The sequence below is a fragment of the Adhaeribacter swui genome (assembly GCF_014217805.1).
Taxonomy (GTDB): Bacteria; Bacteroidota; Bacteroidia; order Cytophagales; family Hymenobacteraceae; genus Adhaeribacter; species Adhaeribacter swui.
Genome location: NZ_CP055154.1, coordinates 32408 through 52304, shown reverse-complemented (window position 1 = coordinate 52304; position 19897 = coordinate 32408). Strand labels below are relative to the sequence as shown.

Below are 19897 nucleotides of genomic sequence, written 5' to 3'. Positions count from 1 at the left end.
TAAATCTTTAATATAGGCAAATTTTAATTATCATAAGTTTTATTTTTTTCAAACAATAGTTTTACAAAGTCCATTAAATTATACTTTTAGTGGTTCCACTTAGAACTTGCTTCTATTTGAATCTTAATACTATTCAAGAGATTGTATAATTGATTTTCATGTATAATATTGTTTTATAATTACTTTTCAGGACTTATAATTACTTTTCGTACTATATTTAAAGAAAAGATTACAAAATAGTATGATCAATAACTACTTCTCGGAGGATAGTAAGGTATTTTATGATAGAGTTCTGCCAGAAGAAGGGTATTTAGTGGGTTACGGTGCATTGATAGCATCTTATAAATTAAAAGTGCCCCTTCCGGATCGCTTAGCCCTTGTCATACAAAAGCATAAAAAGTATGAAACAGAGGAATGGTCTGTTTTTTCTATCCGATATAAGCCCGAAGATACCTTTTTTGGGCAACTGACCTTTGCTTTCAAGTATGAGGGAATTGAATTAGGAGTTCTAAAAGCTTTATTTCAGCGAGTTGCAGAGAAGGAAATCGTTTCAATCATTCAAAATGAACCCACTAGTCAATATAGTCGAAGAATATGGTTCCTGTATGAATGGTTGTTGGATACAGAACTGGATGTACCGGATTTAACTCAAGGCAATTTTGTTGATTTAATTGACCCTCATCTACAATACCCTGGCCCAATAGAAATTTCAAGAAGACATAGAATTCGCAACAACCTGCCAGGAGTGAAAAATTTTTGTCCTTTAATAAGGAGGACAGCAAAGCTAGAAGATTTCATAGCCAAAAACTTAAATGGTAAAGTCAAAGATTCTATCGGCCGAACACATGCCGATATCCTTACCCGGGCAGCGGCATTTTTATTGTTAAAAGACTCAAAAGCCTCTTATGCCATTGAAGGAGAAAGGCCTCCGCAAAATAGAGCGCAACGTTGGGCTAGATCGATTGGCCAAGCTGGGCAAAAGCCACTCTCGCAAGAAGAGTTTTTGAGATTGCAACAAATTGTAATCGATAATCCGCGCTTTGTAAAATTAGGTTGGCGAACGGAAGGGGGGTTTGTAGGAGAGCATGATCGCTTTTCTGGTTTACCCATTCCGGACCATATTTCTGCTAAGTGGCAAGATGTGGAAGAATTAATAGCAGGCCTTATCTTTACCAATATTAAATTAGAACACAGCGAATATGACGCGGTATTAGCAGCCGCAGCTATCGCCTTTGGTTTTGTGTTCATTCATCCTTTTGTAGATGGAAATGGCCGAATCCACCGATATTTAATCCATCACTCTCTGATTAGAAAGAACTTTGCTCCCAAAGGATTTATCTTTCCGGTCTCGGCCGTTATTTTAGAGCGACTGGATGAATACCGCCAGGTACTGGAAGCTTTTTCTCTCCCCCGATTAGAATTCATTCAATGGCAACCCACCACAAACCATAATGTGGAGGTGCTAAATGAAACCATTGATCTATATCGGTACTTTGATGCGACGAAGCAGGCGGAATTCTTATATAGGTGCGTAGAGCAGACCGTAGAAAAGACTATTCCAGAAGAAGTAGATTATCTAGAAAAATATGATCGGATGAAAAGCTTCTTGGAAGATTATTATGAAATGCCGGATAGATTGATTGCTTTACTTGTCCGCTTTTTAGAGCAAGGCAAAGGCAGCCTTTCCGAAAGAGCAAAAACGAAAGAGTTTTCAAAACTAACTTCGGATGAGGTTCTCGCAATAGAAAATAGATATCAAGAGATTTTTAATCTTCAATAAATCATTTTACATTAGTTAAAGGCTCATTTTATAACTGTACTAAATACATATCCATTGAAAATTACTTGGAAACGCTGTTTTACATATAAAGATGCCTGCGACTATACAGGTGTGATTTATCTCCATGAATGGGATGAGAAGCCTTTTTATTGGGGTAAGGCTCATAACAGCTTTTTTGGCGGCCATCAAAGAAAACATAATACAAATAAAATGAGCGGACGATATAATTCCGGCTATAGCCATTGGATTGAAGGTTGTTTACGCCATGGAGCAAGTCTTTATATAGGTGAGTTGGATACGGAAGCCTTAAATTCTATTAATGAAGTTGAAAACTACCTCATGTCGACCTATGCTAGTGAGATGAACAAAAAAAAATCAATCTTTAAAGAGTTAAATCTCCTTCACGAAGGAGAAATACCTAAATCAATTATTAGGTATATTAATTAAGCTAAACCTACCGCCGTATGCCAGAACAAATCACGCCTTATATCGAGCAGTTTTATGATGATGCGGAAATCTGGCCTATCATCAATGGAGCTAGCTATCTCCAGCTACAGTTCCAAGAACCGGATATTTTCCATAACACTGTCTGTATCGTCTTACCCATTGTCCGCCAGCAACCAGGATATATACTCCATCAATTCGATTTAGAGTTATTTATTAAGCACCCAGAAAGTACCGACTTAGGACAGCTTGAACTCTATCGCGTGCGGGATTTTATTCGCCAGAAGGTAGACTTAGGTCTCCTCATACAAGGGGTGCATCAGATTACTGGGGTAGACATTCAGCAGGTACTAGAAAAGATAAAGCAGCAGATTAAATTTTTGCAGCAAGTAGAAAACAAGGATTTACCTGTGACTCCTGCACAGCTGATTTCTGGATTGTGAACTGCCAACTTCAACGCTATTTTAGACAACTCAAGTATGACAGATCTTCTGCAAAAAAAATTAACTCAAGATTTAAAGGTTATCAGGCAACTTAATAGGGTCTCTGGTAAAAGGATGGATTACGGAGAATTTTAGCTTTAAACCATGAATGAGAAAATCTGGTATGAATTAGTGCATTACAAGCATGGCGATGATTATCTAATTTTATATTTAAATCGGCTTAAGAAAACACGTAAAACAACTAATCTGCTAAGTGTTATATTTTCTACAACAGGAATTTTCAGTTGGAAGCTTTGGCTGTATTTGCCAGCAATCACAAGTGGTTTAACTGCATTAATACAGCTTTTTAAAATGATTGAAAATCAAGTAATCCCAACTGATAAAGACATTGAACAGATTGCCATTCTCCGGAACATGTATTTTGCATATTGGAATAAAGTAGAAAAGCTTTGGATTGAATTTAAATCCAATAAAATAGACGACGAAGTTGTAAGAAATAAATTTTTTGAACTAAGGGAAGAAGCTAAAGAAATTGAAGTACTGGACACTAAGCTTTGTATTCAGACAATTGTTAAATTACAAGACCAAGCAGATATTATTACGAATAATTATTTAAAGCAATATCATTAATAAAAATATAAAAATGGCGGGGAAATCTACACAATCATCTTCTAAAAAAGACCAAGGCAAAAAAGAAGTTAAAGGGAATGTTCCAAAAATGAGAAACCCGCCACCACCACCTAAAGCCAATAAAGATTAAAGTCTTTACTTTAGGTATCAAAAAGTTAGAAGGAGCCTTGTTGCAATTTGGTTAACGGGTTCCACTTTGTTCGGCTGGCTATCTCAGAGCATTTACATTTAAATGAACTTAAAGCAGAGAGGTTAATTGTAAGGTTAATTATTTCTAATAATATGAAAACTCTGGGTATTGCAATGATAACACTTTTTTGCTATTCTACTCCAATAACCAAGTAGCTTTGTCCACCTGATTCATAACATTCGATTTGTATTGAACCATCTTTTCTAGTTGTTAAAACTTTCCTTTCGTTTGATGATTTGCTAGATCGGCTATGAATTTTCCAGCCAACAGTTTTAGCTCTATATTTATGTGCTACACAAGTATCTCCTTGTGGCCCATCCGAAATAATTGTAATATAAGGCCTGCAATAATCAAATACTTCTTCATAAAAGCCTGACTCTCTTCCATGATGGGAGGCTACAAAAACATCGGTCTTTCTAAGTAAATTCTTAAAAGAATCCTTTTCTAATAATTCTTTCCAAGCAGCTCTTTCATTATCTCCTGGAATACAAATGGTGGAACCTGCATAAGTAAAGAAAACAACTAGGCTTTGATTATTTAAATTGTATGTACCACAATTTATTGGACCATATATATCAACTTCAAGACCACCATTATTACTTGGCAGGTTTGGATTATTATATTCCGTAATTGCTCCATTAAACCTAGTTAACAAGTTAAGATATTTTTCAATTTTAGGAGCATCACTAGATCTGTTTCCTTTTGTTATATCCTCTTTTGGGATGTGCCTAGGAGCAGTTAACGTATTAATATAAAATAAATCTAAATTGCCTATATCATCTATGTGGTCTGTGTGAGGATGGGTAATAATCAATTCATCGATCTGTTGAACTTGATAATTTTTCGCCAAGTGTTTTAGTGGACTAAATGTTTCATAGGGTAACGACGTATCACCTGAAACATCTCCTGTGCCCAAATCAACAACAATATGCTTTCCATTAGGCGTTTTTATATATGCAGCTGAACCATGTTGAACATCCCATATTTTTACTTGAAGTTTACTCATAATTATGTTTTAATCTTTGGAAAGTACAAGAAAAAGGGAAATAGCACTCCTTAATCTATAGGAAGAGAATCTTACCATTCTTCTCCAAAAGCCAATTATCCCTACCGGAGTAGCTAAAAACATAAACATCCGCTCATTATGATGTATAGCAAATAATACATTACCAGTAGTGACAGCAAAGTTTTTATAAAAAAGGCTAAAACCAATTGCTATCCATAAAAATAAAAGAGAGATTACCATTCCTCGGTAAAAACCTTCTCTATAAGTAAAAATTTCTCTTTCATTCTCTTTTTCGCTTAAAATTCTATATTCATCAATTAAATTAAACTTCTCATCATTATTCAACTTAAGATATTCACTACCAAATTTTCTACTTAAAGCTTCATTAATTAGAGTTATTGTTTCCTGTGAAAGCTTATATTGATCAAGATATCTGCCTATAAAATTAAGGCTAGAGCGACTGGTATGATTCTGATAAGCGTCTAACTTAACCGACTTAGTTATTGGAAGCCAGTTTCCAACAGCATGTATAAAATGTCCAACGATATAAGAAACGAGGCCAATTGCGAACAGAAATATAGAATTAGAAAGTGGGGTAATATTAAGTATATGATCGGGATAAATAATGACCCATGCTAAAAGCCTAATAGCAACAACACCTACTAATCCCGGTAATAAATAACCAAATATATCGTATAAAGATGCTCTTATTTCCCCCATAATTGTCTAATGCATAACCGGTGTAGATACTATACTAATTATCTTTCTAATAACAACCAATATATCGCATCGACAAATCAATATAAGCAAAAATTAATATTGTAGTTATGAGATGAATGATATTTTTAAAGTCGGATAGCTAAAAGGAATTATTTTGACCAATTAGTTACTTCCAAGTAACGGTAACAAGTAGCGCGAGAAATACCCAAAATTTTTGCAATTTCCTCGGCTCTTTTACCTGATTTCGATAAAACCAAAGCGGATTTAGCTTTCTCCATAGCTTCCGGAGTTAAGCCAGCGGGTCTCCCTCCTGCTCTACCGCGAGCTCTGGCGGCGACTAAGCCTGCTTGGGTTCTTTCTTTGATTATCTCACGCTCAAACTCCGCTAGTGAGGCAAAGATGTTAAAGGTAAAACGACCGGTGGAAGTTGCCGTGTTGATGCCATCCTGTAAACTGACAAAGTCTACTCCCCTTTTCTGAAACTCCGCTACCAGGTCAATCAGATCGCGCAAAGAACGACCCAACCGATCCAACTTCCAAACCACTACCGTGTCTCCGGATCGGAGCTGACCCAGCAGCTTCTCCAGCTCCGGCCGTTCTTTGTTTTTGCCGGACTTCTTTTCCTGGAAAACCAGCTCACAACCATTTCTAGTTAGAGCATCTAATTGCAGTTCTAATTTTTGATCCTGGGTGCTGACCCGGGCGTAGCCGATTTTCATATTTGTCTCACGAATGCCATCTCAAATATACAAAATTACTTTTGATTTGTGAGATGGTCATTTGATACGGTTTTTGGCCGAAAATAGCTACTTTTTACGAGATGGTTTTTCGTCTCATAAAACGGTCGTTTCGGGAGACGAAATTTTGGTAAGTTTTAGTCAAGACAAAAAGAATTAGCCTCTTTCCTTGGGTTGCATGTAGGGTTGCCAGTTCACGATAAGCACTTTTTCTTCGGGCAGCAGTAAGTAACCATAATCATAACAGAAAAAGTAGGTGTTTCCCTTCTATAGTCCGGTATTGATGGGTGAAGTAGCGCCGATCAAATCCTGGCTGTACCAGAAAATCTACCTGGGTGGTTGTCTTACCCCAAGGACTTGCCTTTCGGAGAATATTCCGGTTCTGGCGTAACACGCCGTTTATCTCCTGCCTCAAGAGTTCTGCCGCATCCCCTCGCCTTTTTTGGTTATTGCTTTGGGAACGACATTGATCCGAGCAGTACTTTTTATCACTTCTTCCTTGGATAGCTTGCCCACAAACCTGGCAAGCGGACGCCTGAGTTTCCATGATCTTAGCCGATTAATAAACGTTTATAAACGTTTATTAATCGGCTAAGTAGCTTTCAAAAGCTAGCAAAACGCCTGAATCTCCTCCTATTTTGCCCGAAAGCTTTTTCTACCTCGGATAAAAAGCTGCAGGATCAGGGGCTATAACCCTCAAAAGTATGATTCGCATTCGATAGAAACCATTTTTAAAAAGATTGGAACGACTGGCAGGATAATTGGAGAATATGGTATATATTACTTATAGTATGAAACAAGCCGCTTTAACTAGTAAAAACGCCAATACAAGCCTCCTAAAAGCAGGTATACCTACTCCATCCATAGTGCAGATAACCGGAACGACTCCGTTTAGCTGCTAGTATCCATATTGGCGGGCCCATGTTTCGCTTATAATAACTTAAGAGCAAATTGCAGCAAAAATAGAAGGAAAGCAGTAACAATGAAGTACAAGAGCTTTTGCAGCAAGACCTTTCCTAACATTGATTATGTAAACTCAACCGCTAGTATGGTTCTGCTGTTCCTTTTAGTTTCAAATTGGGCGCGGGAGCCCGCATAGAAGAGTAAGCTTAGTTGGACAGTAGGCAAGGCTTTTGTTTTTAAACCAAAAATGAAAGGTATGAAAAAGAGCAAATCTCCAGACAAAAGCACAGTAAACCTGCCCCTGGTAAATGCCAATGCCGCCGGCATTGATGTGGGAGACACCATTCATGCAGTGGCTGTTCCGGCAGACAGAGATCCAATAGCAGTCCGGACCTTTGGCACGATGACTTGTGACTTAGAGGCTATTGCGGCCTGGCTACAGGCGTGTCATGTAGATACAGTAGCGATGGAGAGTACGGGCGTCTACTGGAAACCCCTGTTTAGTTTACTGATTCAGTCTGGCTTTGAAGTTTACCTGGTTAATGCCAAGCAGGTACGGAATGTGAGTGGCCGCAAAAACGATGAGGATGATGCCCGCTGGATTCAAAAGTTGCACAGTTGCGGGTTGCTCCAGAGCAGTTACCTACCCGACAGCGAGCAAGAAGGCCTGCGTACGCTGGTGCGGCATCGCCGAACTTTGCTGTTGGATAGAAGCCGGTGCGTATTGCGGATGCAAAAAGCGCTGGAGATGATGAACGTTAAACTGCACACGCTCATCCGCGACATCACCGGTAAAACGGGCACACTTATTATAGAGGCGATTGTGCAGGGAAACCGAACACCGGAGCACTTCCTGACGTGTATTGCGCCCAACATCCGGGCCGATAGAGCTACCATTCTCAAATCTTTGCAGGGCAACTGGCGGGAAGAACAGCTTTATCTGTTGGCCGATTGTTATGCCTGTTATCAGTTTTATACCGAACGCATTGCCTCTTGCGACAAGGTCATCGAGCAGCAGTTGCAACAGTACCAGCACCAGCTTTTTCCAGAGACAGAGCCGAAACCAGAAATGATTTCGACCAAAAAGGCCAACCGAAATAAGCCTGAATTTAATACTTGCAACTACTTAAAGTCCATTCATGGGGTGGACGTAATGGCCATTTACGGCATCAGTGACATTGCGGCCCTGGAACTATTGGCAGAAACTGGTACGGACATGAGCAAGTGGCCTTCGGCCAAGCACTTTGTCTCCTGGCTGAACTTGTGTCCCAACAATAAAATATCCGGAGGAAAGCTCATCAGCAGCACCCTGATGAAAAAGAAACCGAATGCGGCCAGTCAGGCTTTCCGCAACGCGGCTAATGCCATACAGCGCAGCGATAACTGGTTAGCCGATTACTTCCGCCGCATGAAAGCCAAAGGAGGAAACAGGTATGCCATGCTGGCGACTGCCAATAAAATGGCTACCATTTATTACAAAATGTTATCTTGTCAGCAGGAGTTTAAACCAGTAGATTTAGTTTCTTACCAGCAGAAATACCGGCAAACCAAAATATTTTATCTGGAAAGGAAACTTAATGATCTTAAAAAACAGGCTGCTTAAAGTTAGTTATATAGAAGTTAGGCAAAATTATAAAATGGTGAAAAAGAACTGTTTTCTGCTTTTTACTACTCTTTTGATAAGTTGTTCAAGTGGGTATGAAAACGACGGCAAAATTGTAAGTTACAAATATTGGAATGAGGGAACTGGTTCTCATAAATTTAGTCTCGAGGCTGATCCGAAATCATTTACTGTCCTTAAACATGATAGATATGCGAAGGATAAAAAATATGTATTTTTCGACGGACAAATAATTCCTAATGCAGATCCCGCAACGTTTGAATCTCTTGATGAATTTTACGCAAGAGATAAATTTAGGGGGTATTACGATAAGGATTCAATAATTTCATCCAAGGGAACAACTTTTAAAGTAATAGATTCTTACTACTCCACTGATGGACATGATATTTTTTATACTACCTACCCCCTTAAAGTATGTTCAGTAGAAAATTTCCGGGTTGTATATGAGCAAAACAACTGGGAAAGATGGACGACAGATGGATGCTATTACTTTTTCAAACATTACAAAATCCCATCTAAAGATTATAACAATGTTTCTTTCTTTAAAGGAAGTGCAGGATTAGCAAAGGATAGAAGGTGGGTATATTTTCTGGACAGGAAGTTAAATTACAACGATGAAGGGAAACAAATACTTGATACTGTTGATGTTTCTTCTTTTGAGGTAACTGATTATATTGAGTGTAAAGATAAATTTGGCTGCATTAATGTATTCCAAGGCCGGGAGGAATGTGAAAAATAAAAATGCCTAACACCAACTAAAAAGCATTAAAACGCTTCTTAGCCCAACCGTTACCACCAATTTTAGGGCACCTGCATGACAGACCAAGCATTCGACATTAAAATACTCGACCTTCATTGGATCCAAAATGTTGACGATCCAACTGACCTTTGTGCACACGGACATGTTTATGTAAAAATTGGCAATCAAATTCTTTCAGACAAAGATGCTGGGGACTGGACTTTAAGTTCTACCGCACTTTACCTAATGCGAACATTTAAAGCTGACTATAAAGCTGATGACTTTGGGAGCCAACTTTTACCTTGTTGCGGACACTTTATGGTCATTGACGATAAAACAAATAAGCTATTAATATTCGGTTGTCCGAATGGCATTGACTGGACAATCCTTCACCTTGATAATAAAATAAAACATATAACTGACAGCGGGCAAGAAGCTATTATCGACTTTGAAGAATATAAAACTTTGGTCTTTAATTTTGCAGACAAAGTTGAACAGTTTTATAAAAACAGTGCTCCTAAAACAATTCCTTCAGACGAGTCAGACAAAAAAGCTTATTTAGCATTCTGGAAAGAATGGCGAGAATTGCGGGATAATTGAAAATAAAAAACTGGTGGTAACACTGGGTTAAAAAAATAGCGAGTGACGCTAACCTTGGTAATGCTTTCTTTTAATTAAGTTTATCTTGGGTGACAGGTTGCAGGAATTTAATCGCTACTTTTTTAACCCAGAAAACGTTATGGATAATTTTAATAAAGCATTTTTCTTATAGCTTTTATGAATACGGGCCATTATCTATGTTTGATTTTTATTCCAATTGGGATAATTATCATGCTAAAAGAAAAGTTTTGGAAGTATCCATCCTATGACACCTTGTTTTGGACTGGTATGCGTTTATTTATTAGTGGACTTACTTTTTTTATTTTGGGCATTTATGGACTTGTTGATGGAATTATTAAGATTACTAGGTAAATAATTTTCAAGTAGAAATTAGAAGTGACAGCCTTCTATTTGATTGAAGTATAAATACTCAGCAATTTTTTAATAAACGAAAGGCCCTTAATAATTGAAAAACTAACAATCCGATAAAATTCTTTTTCCAGGAAGAAAATTATTAGATTAAAAAATAACAACCCATAATTGAGTAGACGGCCCCACCAGTGTTAGCTGATGGGGAGCGCCTCTCACACCACTGTACGTACGGGTCTCGTATACAGCGGTTCGTTTAGTTGTGGGGATACCTGTTTGTAGTAATCGAGCAACGATTCATAACCTTTCTTTACCAACCGTTTCAGCGTGATAGTGGTCACCAGGATGGGGCTTTGCGCTACTGCCCAGCCCCCTTTCCTGGTCTGGCTCCAGGCATAAGCCTGATCCATAGAAACACCTAATCGGATCAGGTTCTTTCTTTTCCGATCGGCTTTCTTCCAATCATGCCAGATGCAATGTCTGAGCCGGTTTCTGAGCCAACTATCTACCTGCTTTAACTTCCCTTGAATACTAGCCAGACGAAAGTAATTCACCCACCCCCGCTGCACCTCTTTGAGTTGCTGAATACGCTGCTCCAAAGCACTGGGCGCGGTCTTACGGGTAATCCCTTTCAGGTTCTGCTTGAGCCGGACCCATGCCTTTTCTGCTACTACCAACTGATATTGGCCTTTGTCCCCTTTCCGGTAAGTTGGTACAAACCGGTGGCCTAGTATCTGAAAATCGACGGGTCGTCTAATGCCGCTCTTTTCCCGGTTGATGGGTAGCCTTAGCTTATTCTTCAGGAACAGGAAAAGGTTGTTGCCCACCTGCCGGGCCTCCGATTCACTTTTGGTATAAACACTAAAGTCATCGGCATAGCGCACGTACCGCAAGCCTTGCTTTTCCAGTTCTTTATCCAGTTCATGGAGCAGAATATTGGAGAGCAGTGGACTCAACGGACTGCCCTGTGGCACACCTTTGCGGCGTTTGGTTAACATTCCCCCAATAAGGATAGGGGCCCGAAGCCATTTGCGGATCAGGCGCAACACCAGCGGGCAGGTTACCTTCCGGTACACCAGTTGCAAGAGCAGACAATGGTCTACTTCATCGAAGAAATTCTTCAGGTCAATATCAATAATATGTTGGTAGCCTGCATGGATGTTCTTCTGGGCCTGCCATACTGCCTGCTGGGCGTTACGGTTCGGCCGGAAGCCGTAGCTGTGTTGTTTGAACTCCAATTCAAACAAAGGAGCGATGGTTTGATTTACCGCTTGTTGCAGTAAGCGGTCGGTGACGGTGGGAATGCCTAAGAGGCGCTTCTGGCCGTTACTCTTGGGTATTTCTACCCCTAAGATGGGTTGAGGTAAGTACTGGCCACCCCGGATAGCCAAAGCTAAGGCATCCTGGTTTACGCGGAGATGGGCCGCTAGTTCGTGTACCGGCATACTGTCTACGCCAGCTGAACCTTTGTTGGCCAGCACTTGCCGGTAAGCCAGCAGCAGGTTGCCTTGGTGCAATACTTTCTCTATCATCTTATTACTACTTAAATGGTAATCCCTGTTCCGCTTACGGTAAGGCTGGCTAAGCCTCCTTACCCCATTTGGAACAACTTCACGTTCCGCCCTTCATTGGTTTGTGAGGCCTCCACCTATCTATGATGGCTCGTTACTACCAACTACTATGGCTTCTGCTGACTTCTCCCCGTGTTCGCGACACCGGGAGACCTCCCCAGGTAAGAGCATATTCCTTCCTCCGATGCCTGGTACATCTACCTACTAACGGTTGTTGGTCAGAGGCTTTGCAAAGAGGTGCTTGCTTACCCGCGTTAATAGGCCTCTTATGTACTTTCTGTTCGTCAGTACCGGATTTTGTAGTCCCGCTTTCTTCACTGCTTACCTCACGGTAAACCAGCTTGCGGCTTACTAACAGGCTTCACCAACTCGCCTGTAAGGGATTTGCACCCTCTGGAATAATTTGATACCTTTCAGTACCTGATGCCCATACTGGGCGCACACCACATCTATACGGTAGCTGCGCCACCGCAAAGCCTAATCCATTAATTGTACAAAACCCAGAAAACCGCTCTTATTTAACATATAATTTGTTATCAGAAAAATGGCTTTCAAACACTCCTAAATGGGTTTGCTTGAAACTCCTTATATGGTACTTTTTAAAGCAAAGCTTCTTCTTCGGCTAGCTAGTCAAAGGTTTAAACTCCCTTTCTCGCTAAGTCATTATCCCTCCCCCCAAATCGGCCCACTAGTCCAGATAACATTTGTCAGCTTTATGATTTCTTTTATCTAACGGAACAGAGCTTTGCTTCTTTGACTTTGATGAACTGAAGCATTTTACCTAATTCAAGATTCAGTTTAATTTTTTAATAATTTAAATTACACTTGTAAAAATTTTATGCCAGTAACATTTTTTTCTTCAAAATGCCTCTTAAGCTCCGAACTAATTATTATTGCTTGTTTGTAATTCTTCAATCTAAAAATTCTTTTACCTTCTGTTTTCGATGGTTCTATAACTAGTTTGAAAAAAGATCTATATTGGCCAGCTTTGTCAGGACGTATTGGGTTTCCGATTTCCCAAATTTCATAATTCGAGCGAAGTTCATCAACACAGTCGACTTCTTCTATCTGATCAATTATATAATATTTTTCCTCTTCAGAGTATTTTATATCATTTATGGATACAGGGAAAAGCTTTACTTCGTTAGGTTTAAACACAGATGTAATTTTAGAATTTACAACTGGAAGATTTGGGTGAGCAAATGAAAAGTCTAATTTTCTACCTTCTTCATGTAATACTATAAATACCTCATTATTATTTGAATAGGCATTATTTAAAAGATTAGTACCAACATGTATTTCCCCATTTATAATCAAATCTCCCAGTATCCAAGCATCTTCTATTCCCCAATCAATAGTAAGCCAATAGTATTTCATTATCTTGATCTTTAACTTTTTTTGTGTTTATTATATTAAATTTTTTAATACAAATTGCATTTTTAAAACATTGAACCTGTTTAGGATTTTAGTTTTTTGTTGATTTGGCGAATAAGCTGGATGGTAAAAGCTAAAAAATGAAGGGCCAGCCAATGCTGTGCTTTGGTTTCAAATCGGATGAGCAAAGTTTTGAAGCTATCCAACCAAGCATTAGCCTGTTCAATGACCATTCTTCTTTTAAAAAGTTCTTCATCAAAGTACACAAATTCCGGTGCTTGTTCTCCTTTTCTGGGATTAATGGCAATATTTGCTTCTATTTGATGATGACTGCATTGTTGTCTGAACTCCTGGCTATCAAAGCCCGCATCTGCATTTAAGAATAGCCCGGCTGTTTCAATGCCTGCTTCTTTCAATAACTCCCGTAGTTCTTCAAATACCTGCTTTATCTCAAACAAGTCATGATGCTGTCCAGCTATTGGACAACTACAAGCCAGCATTAATCCTTTATTGTCGGCTAAAAATAAGCTATTACAACACTTGGCCGCTTTTCTGCTCTGATAGCCAATACATTCTCCACCATTCTTGCAAATAGTCCGGCTACCGTCTAGCTGTATGCTCGATAAATCCAACAGCTTTCTTTGTTGTTTTAATAGCTCTACCCATACCTTTCTGATGCTGCCATCACGCACCCACCGGCTAAAGTGATAATATACCCCTTGCCAAGTAAGGCGATAGTCAGTAAAAAATTCTTTTGTAGGTAACTCCCGCCACTGGCAGCCCGTCTTTAGCTTATGTATAATGGCAGCTACGATTTCCCACGTCTCTACCTTGGACTTACTGCCTCTTTTTCCTGTGCTTAGATGCGGAACTATCCACGCCTTAATATTATCTTTACTTATTACTCCCATTGGATCAGGTGTAGGTTGAAGATTGTCTTTGCAAACATCTTTACCTCCCTTTTCCTTGGGTAGTTCTTTTAATCCTAAACAGCTTCAGCTTCGAAAACTAAAGCATAACTTAAAAGAAGCTTACAAGTAGACATTTGTGAAATTAAATTGAACTTTAACCGTTTGACCTGTAAAGCTATTTCAGGAACTTACCTGTTTTTAATTAAATTCATTTAACAACGAAAACCAAGTGTGCAAATATGTTCTGTTTTATTCATAGAACTAAATATTAAATAGAAATTTCATCAGCCGTTTTATACCCATATTCTTGTTGCAAGAGCCTGCCAAATAATAATTTAAATTATCTATTGAATTCAGATTTAATTCCAAATTCTAGATTATCTATGCCTCCAGGCAAGTTTCAAAGGGAGTAGTTCATTGCGGAAAACTAAGCCGCATAAAGAACAACTTTTATAAGGAGGCCCGTTAGATGCTAGTTACCCCATTGCTGAACGAAGCTCAGCTATACGTATTAAACTTGCTCCGCAACCAGCAAATGGAAAGCCTGGTTTTTCATAATTATGCGCATACCCTACAAGTGGTACAGGCTGCTTTTGATTTAGCTATTCATCAAAATATAGCAGCAGTTCGGCAGGAGACATTGCTGCTTGCCGCCTGGTTCCATGATACGGGCTATTGTATTACTTACCAGGGCCACGAAGCAGAAAGCCAGAAGATAGCGGCCAGCTTTTTACAGAAAAGGCATTACAGGGAAGAACAAGTAGAAACCGTGCTGCATTGCATTAATGCTACTAAAGTTACGCAGGCTCCCCAAAACCTATTGGAAGAAATTATCCGTGATGCTGATTTATTTCATTTGTCAGCACCGGGCTATGATACAGCGCTGCAAAACTTGCGGCAAGAATGGCAACTATATTTAGGGAAATCAGCATCAGATTATGACTGGTTGATTGAAAATTTGTCGTTCTTGAATAAACATCAGTATCATACTATTTACGCAAAAGAGCACTGGCAAGCCGGGAAGTTGAAGAACATCGAATGGCTGGAAAATAGCATTTTTCATTTACTTGGTTAAATAAGAGAGCTCTCCCATGTTTAAAATCCCACTATTATACCTGAGCCATCTAATTGAATCCTTTTTTAAATTGCCCTACTTGCGGCGATTAGAAAAAAGGTATCCCCGTGCTATTACTTTTCTGCACGCCCGGTTCTCTCCGGTCGAGTTCATCGGTTTGCCGCTGACTTTGCTCCTGCTGGTAAGTGCTTTTAATATAGTCATGCTTTCAGAACTGGCCGAACACATAGTAAACTCACCGGTAACCAAAGCCATAGATATTCAGGTTTCTACTTTCTTTTATGATCGTCGCATACCTGGTTTAAGTTTAGCCTTCTACTATTATACTCAATTAGGCAATGTTTATAGCGTAACCATCATGACCATAATAACCGCCGGCATTTTAGCAGGGCAACGAAAAGGAGTTTATTTAATGGGATTGTTAGTATCAGTACTGGGTAGCGGGTTATCAATGCAATTGCTGAAGAACTATTTTCACCGGGAGCGGCCATTAGATATTGGATATTATGCCGAAACCTCTTATTCTTTTCCCAGTGGGCATTCTACCGGTGCCATGGCTTTGGCCGGTATCTTAATTTTTATATTGCTAAGCAGCGTTAAAAAACGAAAGGCCCGTCTGATTGGAACCAGCAGTGGCTTGGCCTACATTTTTTTAATGGGCTTAAGCCGTATTTATTTGGGTGTCCATTTTTTAACCGATGTTACTGCCGGCTTCCTTTTAGGTTTTCTCTGGCTGCTGGTGAGTATTAGTGTAGTAGAATACCTGACCTACCGTAAGGTGAAAAAATCCAAAGTTAATCCGGCTACAAATCCGGATAGTATTATTAAAATAAAAGATATTAAAGAAAGCAGGTGAAAATACTCATTATCGAAGATGAAGAAGCGCTGGCGCAAAGCATCGTAGCTTATTTAAAAGAACAGAACTACCGCTGCGAATTGGCCGGCACCTTCCGGGAAGCCCAGTATAAAATACAATTATACGATTACGACTGTATCCTGCTGGATCTCATGCTACCGGGCGGCGATGGGTTGCGTCTACTCGGAGAGTTAAAAAAACTAAACAAGCAGGAAGGTGTAATTATTATTTCGGCCAAAAATTCTTTAGAAGATAAAATAGAAGGCTTGCAGATTGGAGCCGATGATTATTTAGCTAAGCCTTTCCATCTATCGGAGCTGAGCGCCCGTATTTATTCCCTTATCCGTCGTAAACAATTTGCTAACCGCAATTTAATTCAGGTAAACGAACTGCAAATTGATTTGCTGGCCAAAGTAGTTACGGTTAAAAGCGAAGCGGTAAGTATAACAAAGAAAGAGTTCGACTTATTGCTTTTTCTGATTGGTAACAAAAACCGGGTAATTTCTAAAAGCGCATTGGCCGAACACCTGTCCGGCGATATGGCCGACATGTTGGACAATTACGATTTTGTGTATGCCCACATCAAAAATCTTAAAAAGAAATTATCGGATGCCGGCCTCCCAGACTACATCAAAACCTTGTACGGCATGGGCTATAAATGGGAAGCATGAACCAACTCTTAAACCGAACGTTACTGTATTATGCTTTTTTGGCCACGACCTTATTATTATTGAGTGCGCCTTTGTTTTATAGCCAGATGCAACGGCTGTATATAGATGATGTGGATGAGGCTATCAATCTTCGCCGCGAAGAATTTCAACGCTATCATTTGCCATTGCTGCAAAAGAAGGAGGTGGCCATCTGGAATAAATATAACCGCGATATCTGGATATTGCCCGATACGATTACCCAGCCGGTTGGCCAGATTCAGGAAGCTGTTTTTCTGGATACGCTGCACCAAGAATGGGAACCCTACCGGGTTTTATACGACCGGATTGCAATAAACCGGCAGCCTTTTATGCTGCGCATCCGGATAAACCTGGTAGAATCAGAAGACCTGATAAAAGCTTTGGTCAAATTATATATCGGCCTCCTGGTGGTTTTATCGGGAGTATTGTTTGTGCTAACCCGAGTGGTTTCCAAAAGGCTATGGAAACCTTTTTACGATACGTTACATCAAATTGAAAAATTTAATATAGAACAGCCAGCCTTACCGGTTTTCCCCGATACGGCCATCATGGAATTCAAACAATTAAACACCGGCTTAATCAGCCTGATAAATGCCAATTTAAAAGCTTACCAAAGGCAAAAAGAATTCACGGAGAACGCAGCCCATGAGTTGCAAACCCCACTTGCCGTTTTTCAGTCTAAACTCGATTTGCTTTTACAGCATCCCTCCCTATTAGAAGAACAGGCCGCTATTATCGCCTCTCTTTACGAAACTGCTTCCCGTTTATCCCGCATAAATAAAAACCTGTTACTACTAGCCAAGTTAGGCAGCCGGCAGTTTTATGAACGGCAGGCTGTGGAGGTGGGCACCATTATAACCGAGGTGCTGCCTTATTTCACGGAACAGGCGCAACAGAAAAACTTACACATTCAAACACATTTGCCCGACCAGCCGGTTTGGGTGCAGGCCCACAAAGGTTTACTGGAAATAATGATTCATAATCTTTTCCTGAATGCTATCCGGCATAATGTTGCTTCCGGAAGTATTAGTCTTCACCTGATTCAAAAGCAACTAACGATTAACAATACTGGCGAGACGATACCACTGGAAGAAGAATTATTATTTGAACGATTTGCCAAAACGTCCAGCCATGTCCAGAGTAGCGGCTTGGGCTTAGCCATAGTGCACCAGATATGCCAGTTACACGGCTGGCAGGTAATGTACCAGTTCCCCAACCAACAGCATCAATTTACGGTAAATTTTTAATGGCCGAGGTTCTTCTAGTTCATTTACTTTCTCCAGCACCACGCCTTATAAAATAAATCGCTTAAATCAAGCTTCTTTGTCTTGTGACTAAAAGCAAATTGACCACCTAAATTCAGAATTTATTCCAAATTGGCAGTGAGCTTTGTGAAAACTTAACCGGAAAAGCTATCTCTATTTATCAAAACCTTAATTTTTATTCGGTTTTGTATCACTGCTTACTAAAAAAGATAATGAAAAAATTATTGGTGCTCATTAGTAGTATAGTGGCCCTATCGGCTTGCACGCCAGATACCCAAAGCCAAAAAGTGCCCAAACAAATTGTTGCCGCTTTTCAAAAGATTCATCCAGAAGCTAACATTACCCAATGGAATGATGAATCGCCCATTTGGGAAGCCAAGTATAAAAATAGCCAAGAGATAGGAGCTGTATCATTTAACCCGAAAGGAGAAGTGGTAGAAACGGAATTGGAAATTGACGACAGTCAATTAACTAACCAAACGGCTATATTAGAATATATCCATTCCAAATATCCGAAAGAGGAAATGCAAAGCATTGAAAAAATCACGAAGCAGGATGGCAACATTACCTATGAAATCCAAATTACCGGGAAAGAGTTGGTTTTTGACAGCCAAGGCAATTTCTTAGAAGAAGAATTAGACTGATAATATTTACCCTCCAATACTAAATGGCAGTATTTCAAACCTTTAAAAAGGCATTTTGCCTATTCATTATTTTATGTTTATTGCTGGTTTCACGTGCGCATGCCCAAAATAATTTAGATTACTATCTGGAGGCCGCCAGACAAAACAGCCCACTCCTAAATGATACTAAAAACCAGACCCAGGCCGCTACCTTAGAAATAGAACGTTTAAAAGCCTTTTATACCAAAGCCCAGATAACGGCCACAGGGAATATCATGCTGGCGCCTGTTTTAAATACCGATGAAAGTCAAACCAAACTGGAGCTTTTTCCGAAACCCACCACTGATTATTATGGTTACGACTTGGGTGCCACTAACGGTGGTTTATATCAGGGGCTGATTACCTATACCAAGCCCCTGTTTACGGCAGAGCGCTTTCAAGTGTATGCACAACAGGTAGAAGCAGGGCGGCAGGTAAATCAAAATACGATTCGGTTAACCGAACATGATTTAGAAAAGCTGGTAACCGACCAGTTTATTCTATGCCTCCAGGATAAAAAGCAAATGCTGTTCGCCGACTCATTGCTGCTTCTCTTAGCCGACCAGTGCAGTATTATAAAGCGGCTGGTAGACAAAAGTATATTAAAACAATCCGACCTGAGCTTACTTAATATTGAATACGAAGCCAACCGTAACGTACAAGTTACCTACCAGGCCAATTACTACCGCGACTTGCAAGATTTACGGATTTTAGCCGGGGTACCTGATACGGGGCGGGTGTTGCTGCAGGACATCCATTTGCAGGTAAAAGAATCAATCTCCGCTTCGAACTACCTCATCCGGTACCGCCTGGACAGCTTAAATTTAATGGCAACGCAAAAAGTTTTTGAGCTGAAATACAAACCCCAGCTTAATTTTTTTACCAATGCCGGCTTAAATGCTACTTATCTGCCCTCTATTCCCCAACGGTTTGGGTTTAGTACCGGCCTCACCTTCAACTGGTATATTTTTGACGGGCAACAGCGGAATATTACTCGGCAGAAAACGGCAGTGCTGTTGCAAACGGTTTCTTTTTACCGGCAGAATTTTCTGGTACAGAACAAGTTGCGCCAGACCCGTTACCGGAACGAACTGGAATCTTATACTACCCGGCAACAGATTACCCAGAAGCAAATGCAGGAGTACCGGTCTCTGCTCACTACCTACCGGCGCGAAATAATGGTGGGTCAGCTTTCTATTATTAATTACATTATGGCGCTTAAAAATATGGCCCTGGCCCAACGCGATTCCTTGTTGTTGTACACGAACGAGCAATTACTGATCAACGCTTATAATTACTGGAATTGGTAAAC

20 protein-coding genes are annotated in these 19897 nt (G+C 39.9%); 13 read left to right on the top strand and 7 right to left on the bottom strand.

Annotated elements, in window-relative coordinates; genetic code table 11:
• Window positions 1–241: 241 nt before the first annotated feature.
• From HUW51_RS00255 to HUW51_RS00240, 4 genes are all read left to right on the top strand, one after another.
• The gene (locus tag HUW51_RS00255; protein ID WP_185269904.1) at window positions 242–1780 is read left to right on the top strand and encodes a Fic family protein; all 1539 of its coding nucleotides are present in this window, start codon (window positions 242–244) and stop codon (window positions 1778–1780) included.
• 54 nt (window positions 1781–1834) lie between these two features.
• Window positions 1835–2227, top strand: coding sequence for a hypothetical protein (locus HUW51_RS00250; RefSeq protein ID WP_185269903.1), 393 nt, complete (start codon window positions 1835–1837; stop codon window positions 2225–2227).
• 17 nt (window positions 2228–2244) lie between these two features.
• Window positions 2245–2667: a hypothetical protein gene (locus tag HUW51_RS00245; RefSeq protein ID WP_185269902.1), complete on the top strand. Its 423-nt coding sequence runs from the start codon at window positions 2245–2247 to the stop codon at window positions 2665–2667.
• A gap of 144 nt (window positions 2668–2811) precedes the next feature.
• Window positions 2812–3297 carry a hypothetical protein gene (locus HUW51_RS00240; protein ID WP_185269901.1) on the top strand — a complete coding sequence of 162 codons (486 nt, stop codon included), beginning with the start codon at window positions 2812–2814 and terminating at the stop codon, window positions 3295–3297.
• Window positions 3298–3617: 320 nt separating this feature from the next.
• On the opposite strand, the gene HUW51_RS00235 is transcribed toward HUW51_RS00240, so the two are convergent.
• From HUW51_RS00235 to HUW51_RS00220, 4 genes are all read right to left on the bottom strand, one after another.
• Window positions 3618–4493, bottom strand: a complete 876-nt coding sequence (locus tag HUW51_RS00235) for a ComEC/Rec2 family competence protein (protein ID WP_185269900.1) — start codon at window positions 4491–4493, stop codon at window positions 3618–3620.
• 9 nt (window positions 4494–4502) lie between these two features.
• Window positions 4503–5213, bottom strand: a complete 711-nt coding sequence (locus tag HUW51_RS00230) for a hypothetical protein (RefSeq protein WP_185269899.1) — start codon at window positions 5211–5213, stop codon at window positions 4503–4505.
• A 149-nt stretch (window positions 5214–5362) separates the two neighbouring features.
• The gene (locus HUW51_RS00225; RefSeq protein ID WP_185269898.1) at window positions 5363–5932 is read right to left on the bottom strand and encodes a recombinase family protein; all 570 of its coding nucleotides are present in this window, start codon (window positions 5930–5932) and stop codon (window positions 5363–5365) included.
• Between the two features lie 256 nt (window positions 5933–6188).
• Window positions 6189–6497 (bottom strand): DUF2116 family Zn-ribbon domain-containing protein, encoded by a 309-nt coding sequence (locus HUW51_RS00220; protein WP_228466563.1) that lies wholly within the window; start codon window positions 6495–6497, stop codon window positions 6189–6191.
• Window positions 6498–7109: 612 nt separating this feature from the next.
• Here HUW51_RS00220 and HUW51_RS00215 point away from each other — a divergent pair.
• From HUW51_RS00215 to HUW51_RS00205, 3 genes are all read left to right on the top strand, one after another.
• Window positions 7110–8456, top strand: coding sequence for an IS110 family RNA-guided transposase (locus tag HUW51_RS00215; protein WP_185269897.1), 1347 nt, complete (start codon window positions 7110–7112; stop codon window positions 8454–8456).
• Window positions 8431–9213: a DKNYY domain-containing protein gene (locus HUW51_RS00210; protein ID WP_185269896.1), complete on the top strand. Its 783-nt coding sequence runs from the start codon at window positions 8431–8433 to the stop codon at window positions 9211–9213. The genes HUW51_RS00215 and HUW51_RS00210 overlap by 26 nt, the downstream gene beginning before the upstream one ends.
• Window positions 9214–9288: 75 nt before the next feature.
• Complete coding sequence (locus HUW51_RS00205; protein ID WP_185269895.1) at window positions 9289–9813, top strand: hypothetical protein; 525 nt, start codon at window positions 9289–9291, stop codon at window positions 9811–9813.
• Between the two features lie 584 nt (window positions 9814–10397).
• Here HUW51_RS00205 and ltrA read toward each other — a convergent pair.
• The 3 genes from ltrA to HUW51_RS00190 form a co-directional block, all read right to left on the bottom strand.
• A complete protein-coding gene (ltrA, locus tag HUW51_RS00200) occupies window positions 10398–11714 on the bottom strand; it encodes a group II intron reverse transcriptase/maturase (protein ID WP_185269894.1) in 1317 nt (438 codons plus the stop codon).
• Window positions 11715–12572: 858 nt separating this feature from the next.
• A complete protein-coding gene (locus HUW51_RS00195; protein WP_185269893.1) occupies window positions 12573–13130 on the bottom strand; it encodes an imm11 family protein in 558 nt (185 codons plus the stop codon).
• Between the two features lie 80 nt (window positions 13131–13210).
• Window positions 13211–14038: an IS5 family transposase gene (locus HUW51_RS00190; RefSeq protein ID WP_185269892.1), complete on the bottom strand. Its 828-nt coding sequence runs from the start codon at window positions 14036–14038 to the stop codon at window positions 13211–13213.
• Between the two features lie 469 nt (window positions 14039–14507).
• Here HUW51_RS00190 and HUW51_RS00185 point away from each other — a divergent pair, with 469 nt between their 5' ends.
• From HUW51_RS00185 to HUW51_RS00160, 6 genes are all read left to right on the top strand, one after another.
• Window positions 14508–15113 carry an HD domain-containing protein gene (locus tag HUW51_RS00185; RefSeq protein WP_185269891.1) on the top strand — a complete coding sequence of 202 codons (606 nt, stop codon included), beginning with the start codon at window positions 14508–14510 and terminating at the stop codon, window positions 15111–15113.
• A gap of 79 nt (window positions 15114–15192) precedes the next feature.
• Window positions 15193–15969 (top strand): phosphatase PAP2 family protein, encoded by a 777-nt coding sequence (locus HUW51_RS00180; protein WP_185269890.1) that lies wholly within the window; start codon window positions 15193–15195, stop codon window positions 15967–15969.
• The gene (locus tag HUW51_RS00175; RefSeq protein ID WP_185269889.1) at window positions 15966–16640 is read left to right on the top strand and encodes a response regulator transcription factor; all 675 of its coding nucleotides are present in this window, start codon (window positions 15966–15968) and stop codon (window positions 16638–16640) included. The genes HUW51_RS00180 and HUW51_RS00175 overlap by 4 nt, the downstream gene beginning before the upstream one ends.
• Window positions 16637–17905 (top strand): sensor histidine kinase, encoded by a 1269-nt coding sequence (locus HUW51_RS00170; RefSeq protein ID WP_185269888.1) that lies wholly within the window; start codon window positions 16637–16639, stop codon window positions 17903–17905. The genes HUW51_RS00175 and HUW51_RS00170 overlap by 4 nt, the downstream gene beginning before the upstream one ends.
• Window positions 17906–18135: 230 nt before the next feature.
• Window positions 18136–18567, top strand: a complete 432-nt coding sequence (locus HUW51_RS00165; RefSeq protein ID WP_185269887.1) for a PepSY-like domain-containing protein — start codon at window positions 18136–18138, stop codon at window positions 18565–18567.
• An 80-nt stretch (window positions 18568–18647) separates the two neighbouring features.
• Window positions 18648–19895, top strand: coding sequence for a TolC family protein (locus HUW51_RS00160; protein ID WP_185269886.1), 1248 nt, complete (start codon window positions 18648–18650; stop codon window positions 19893–19895).
• The last annotated feature ends 2 nt before the right edge of the window (window positions 19896–19897 follow it).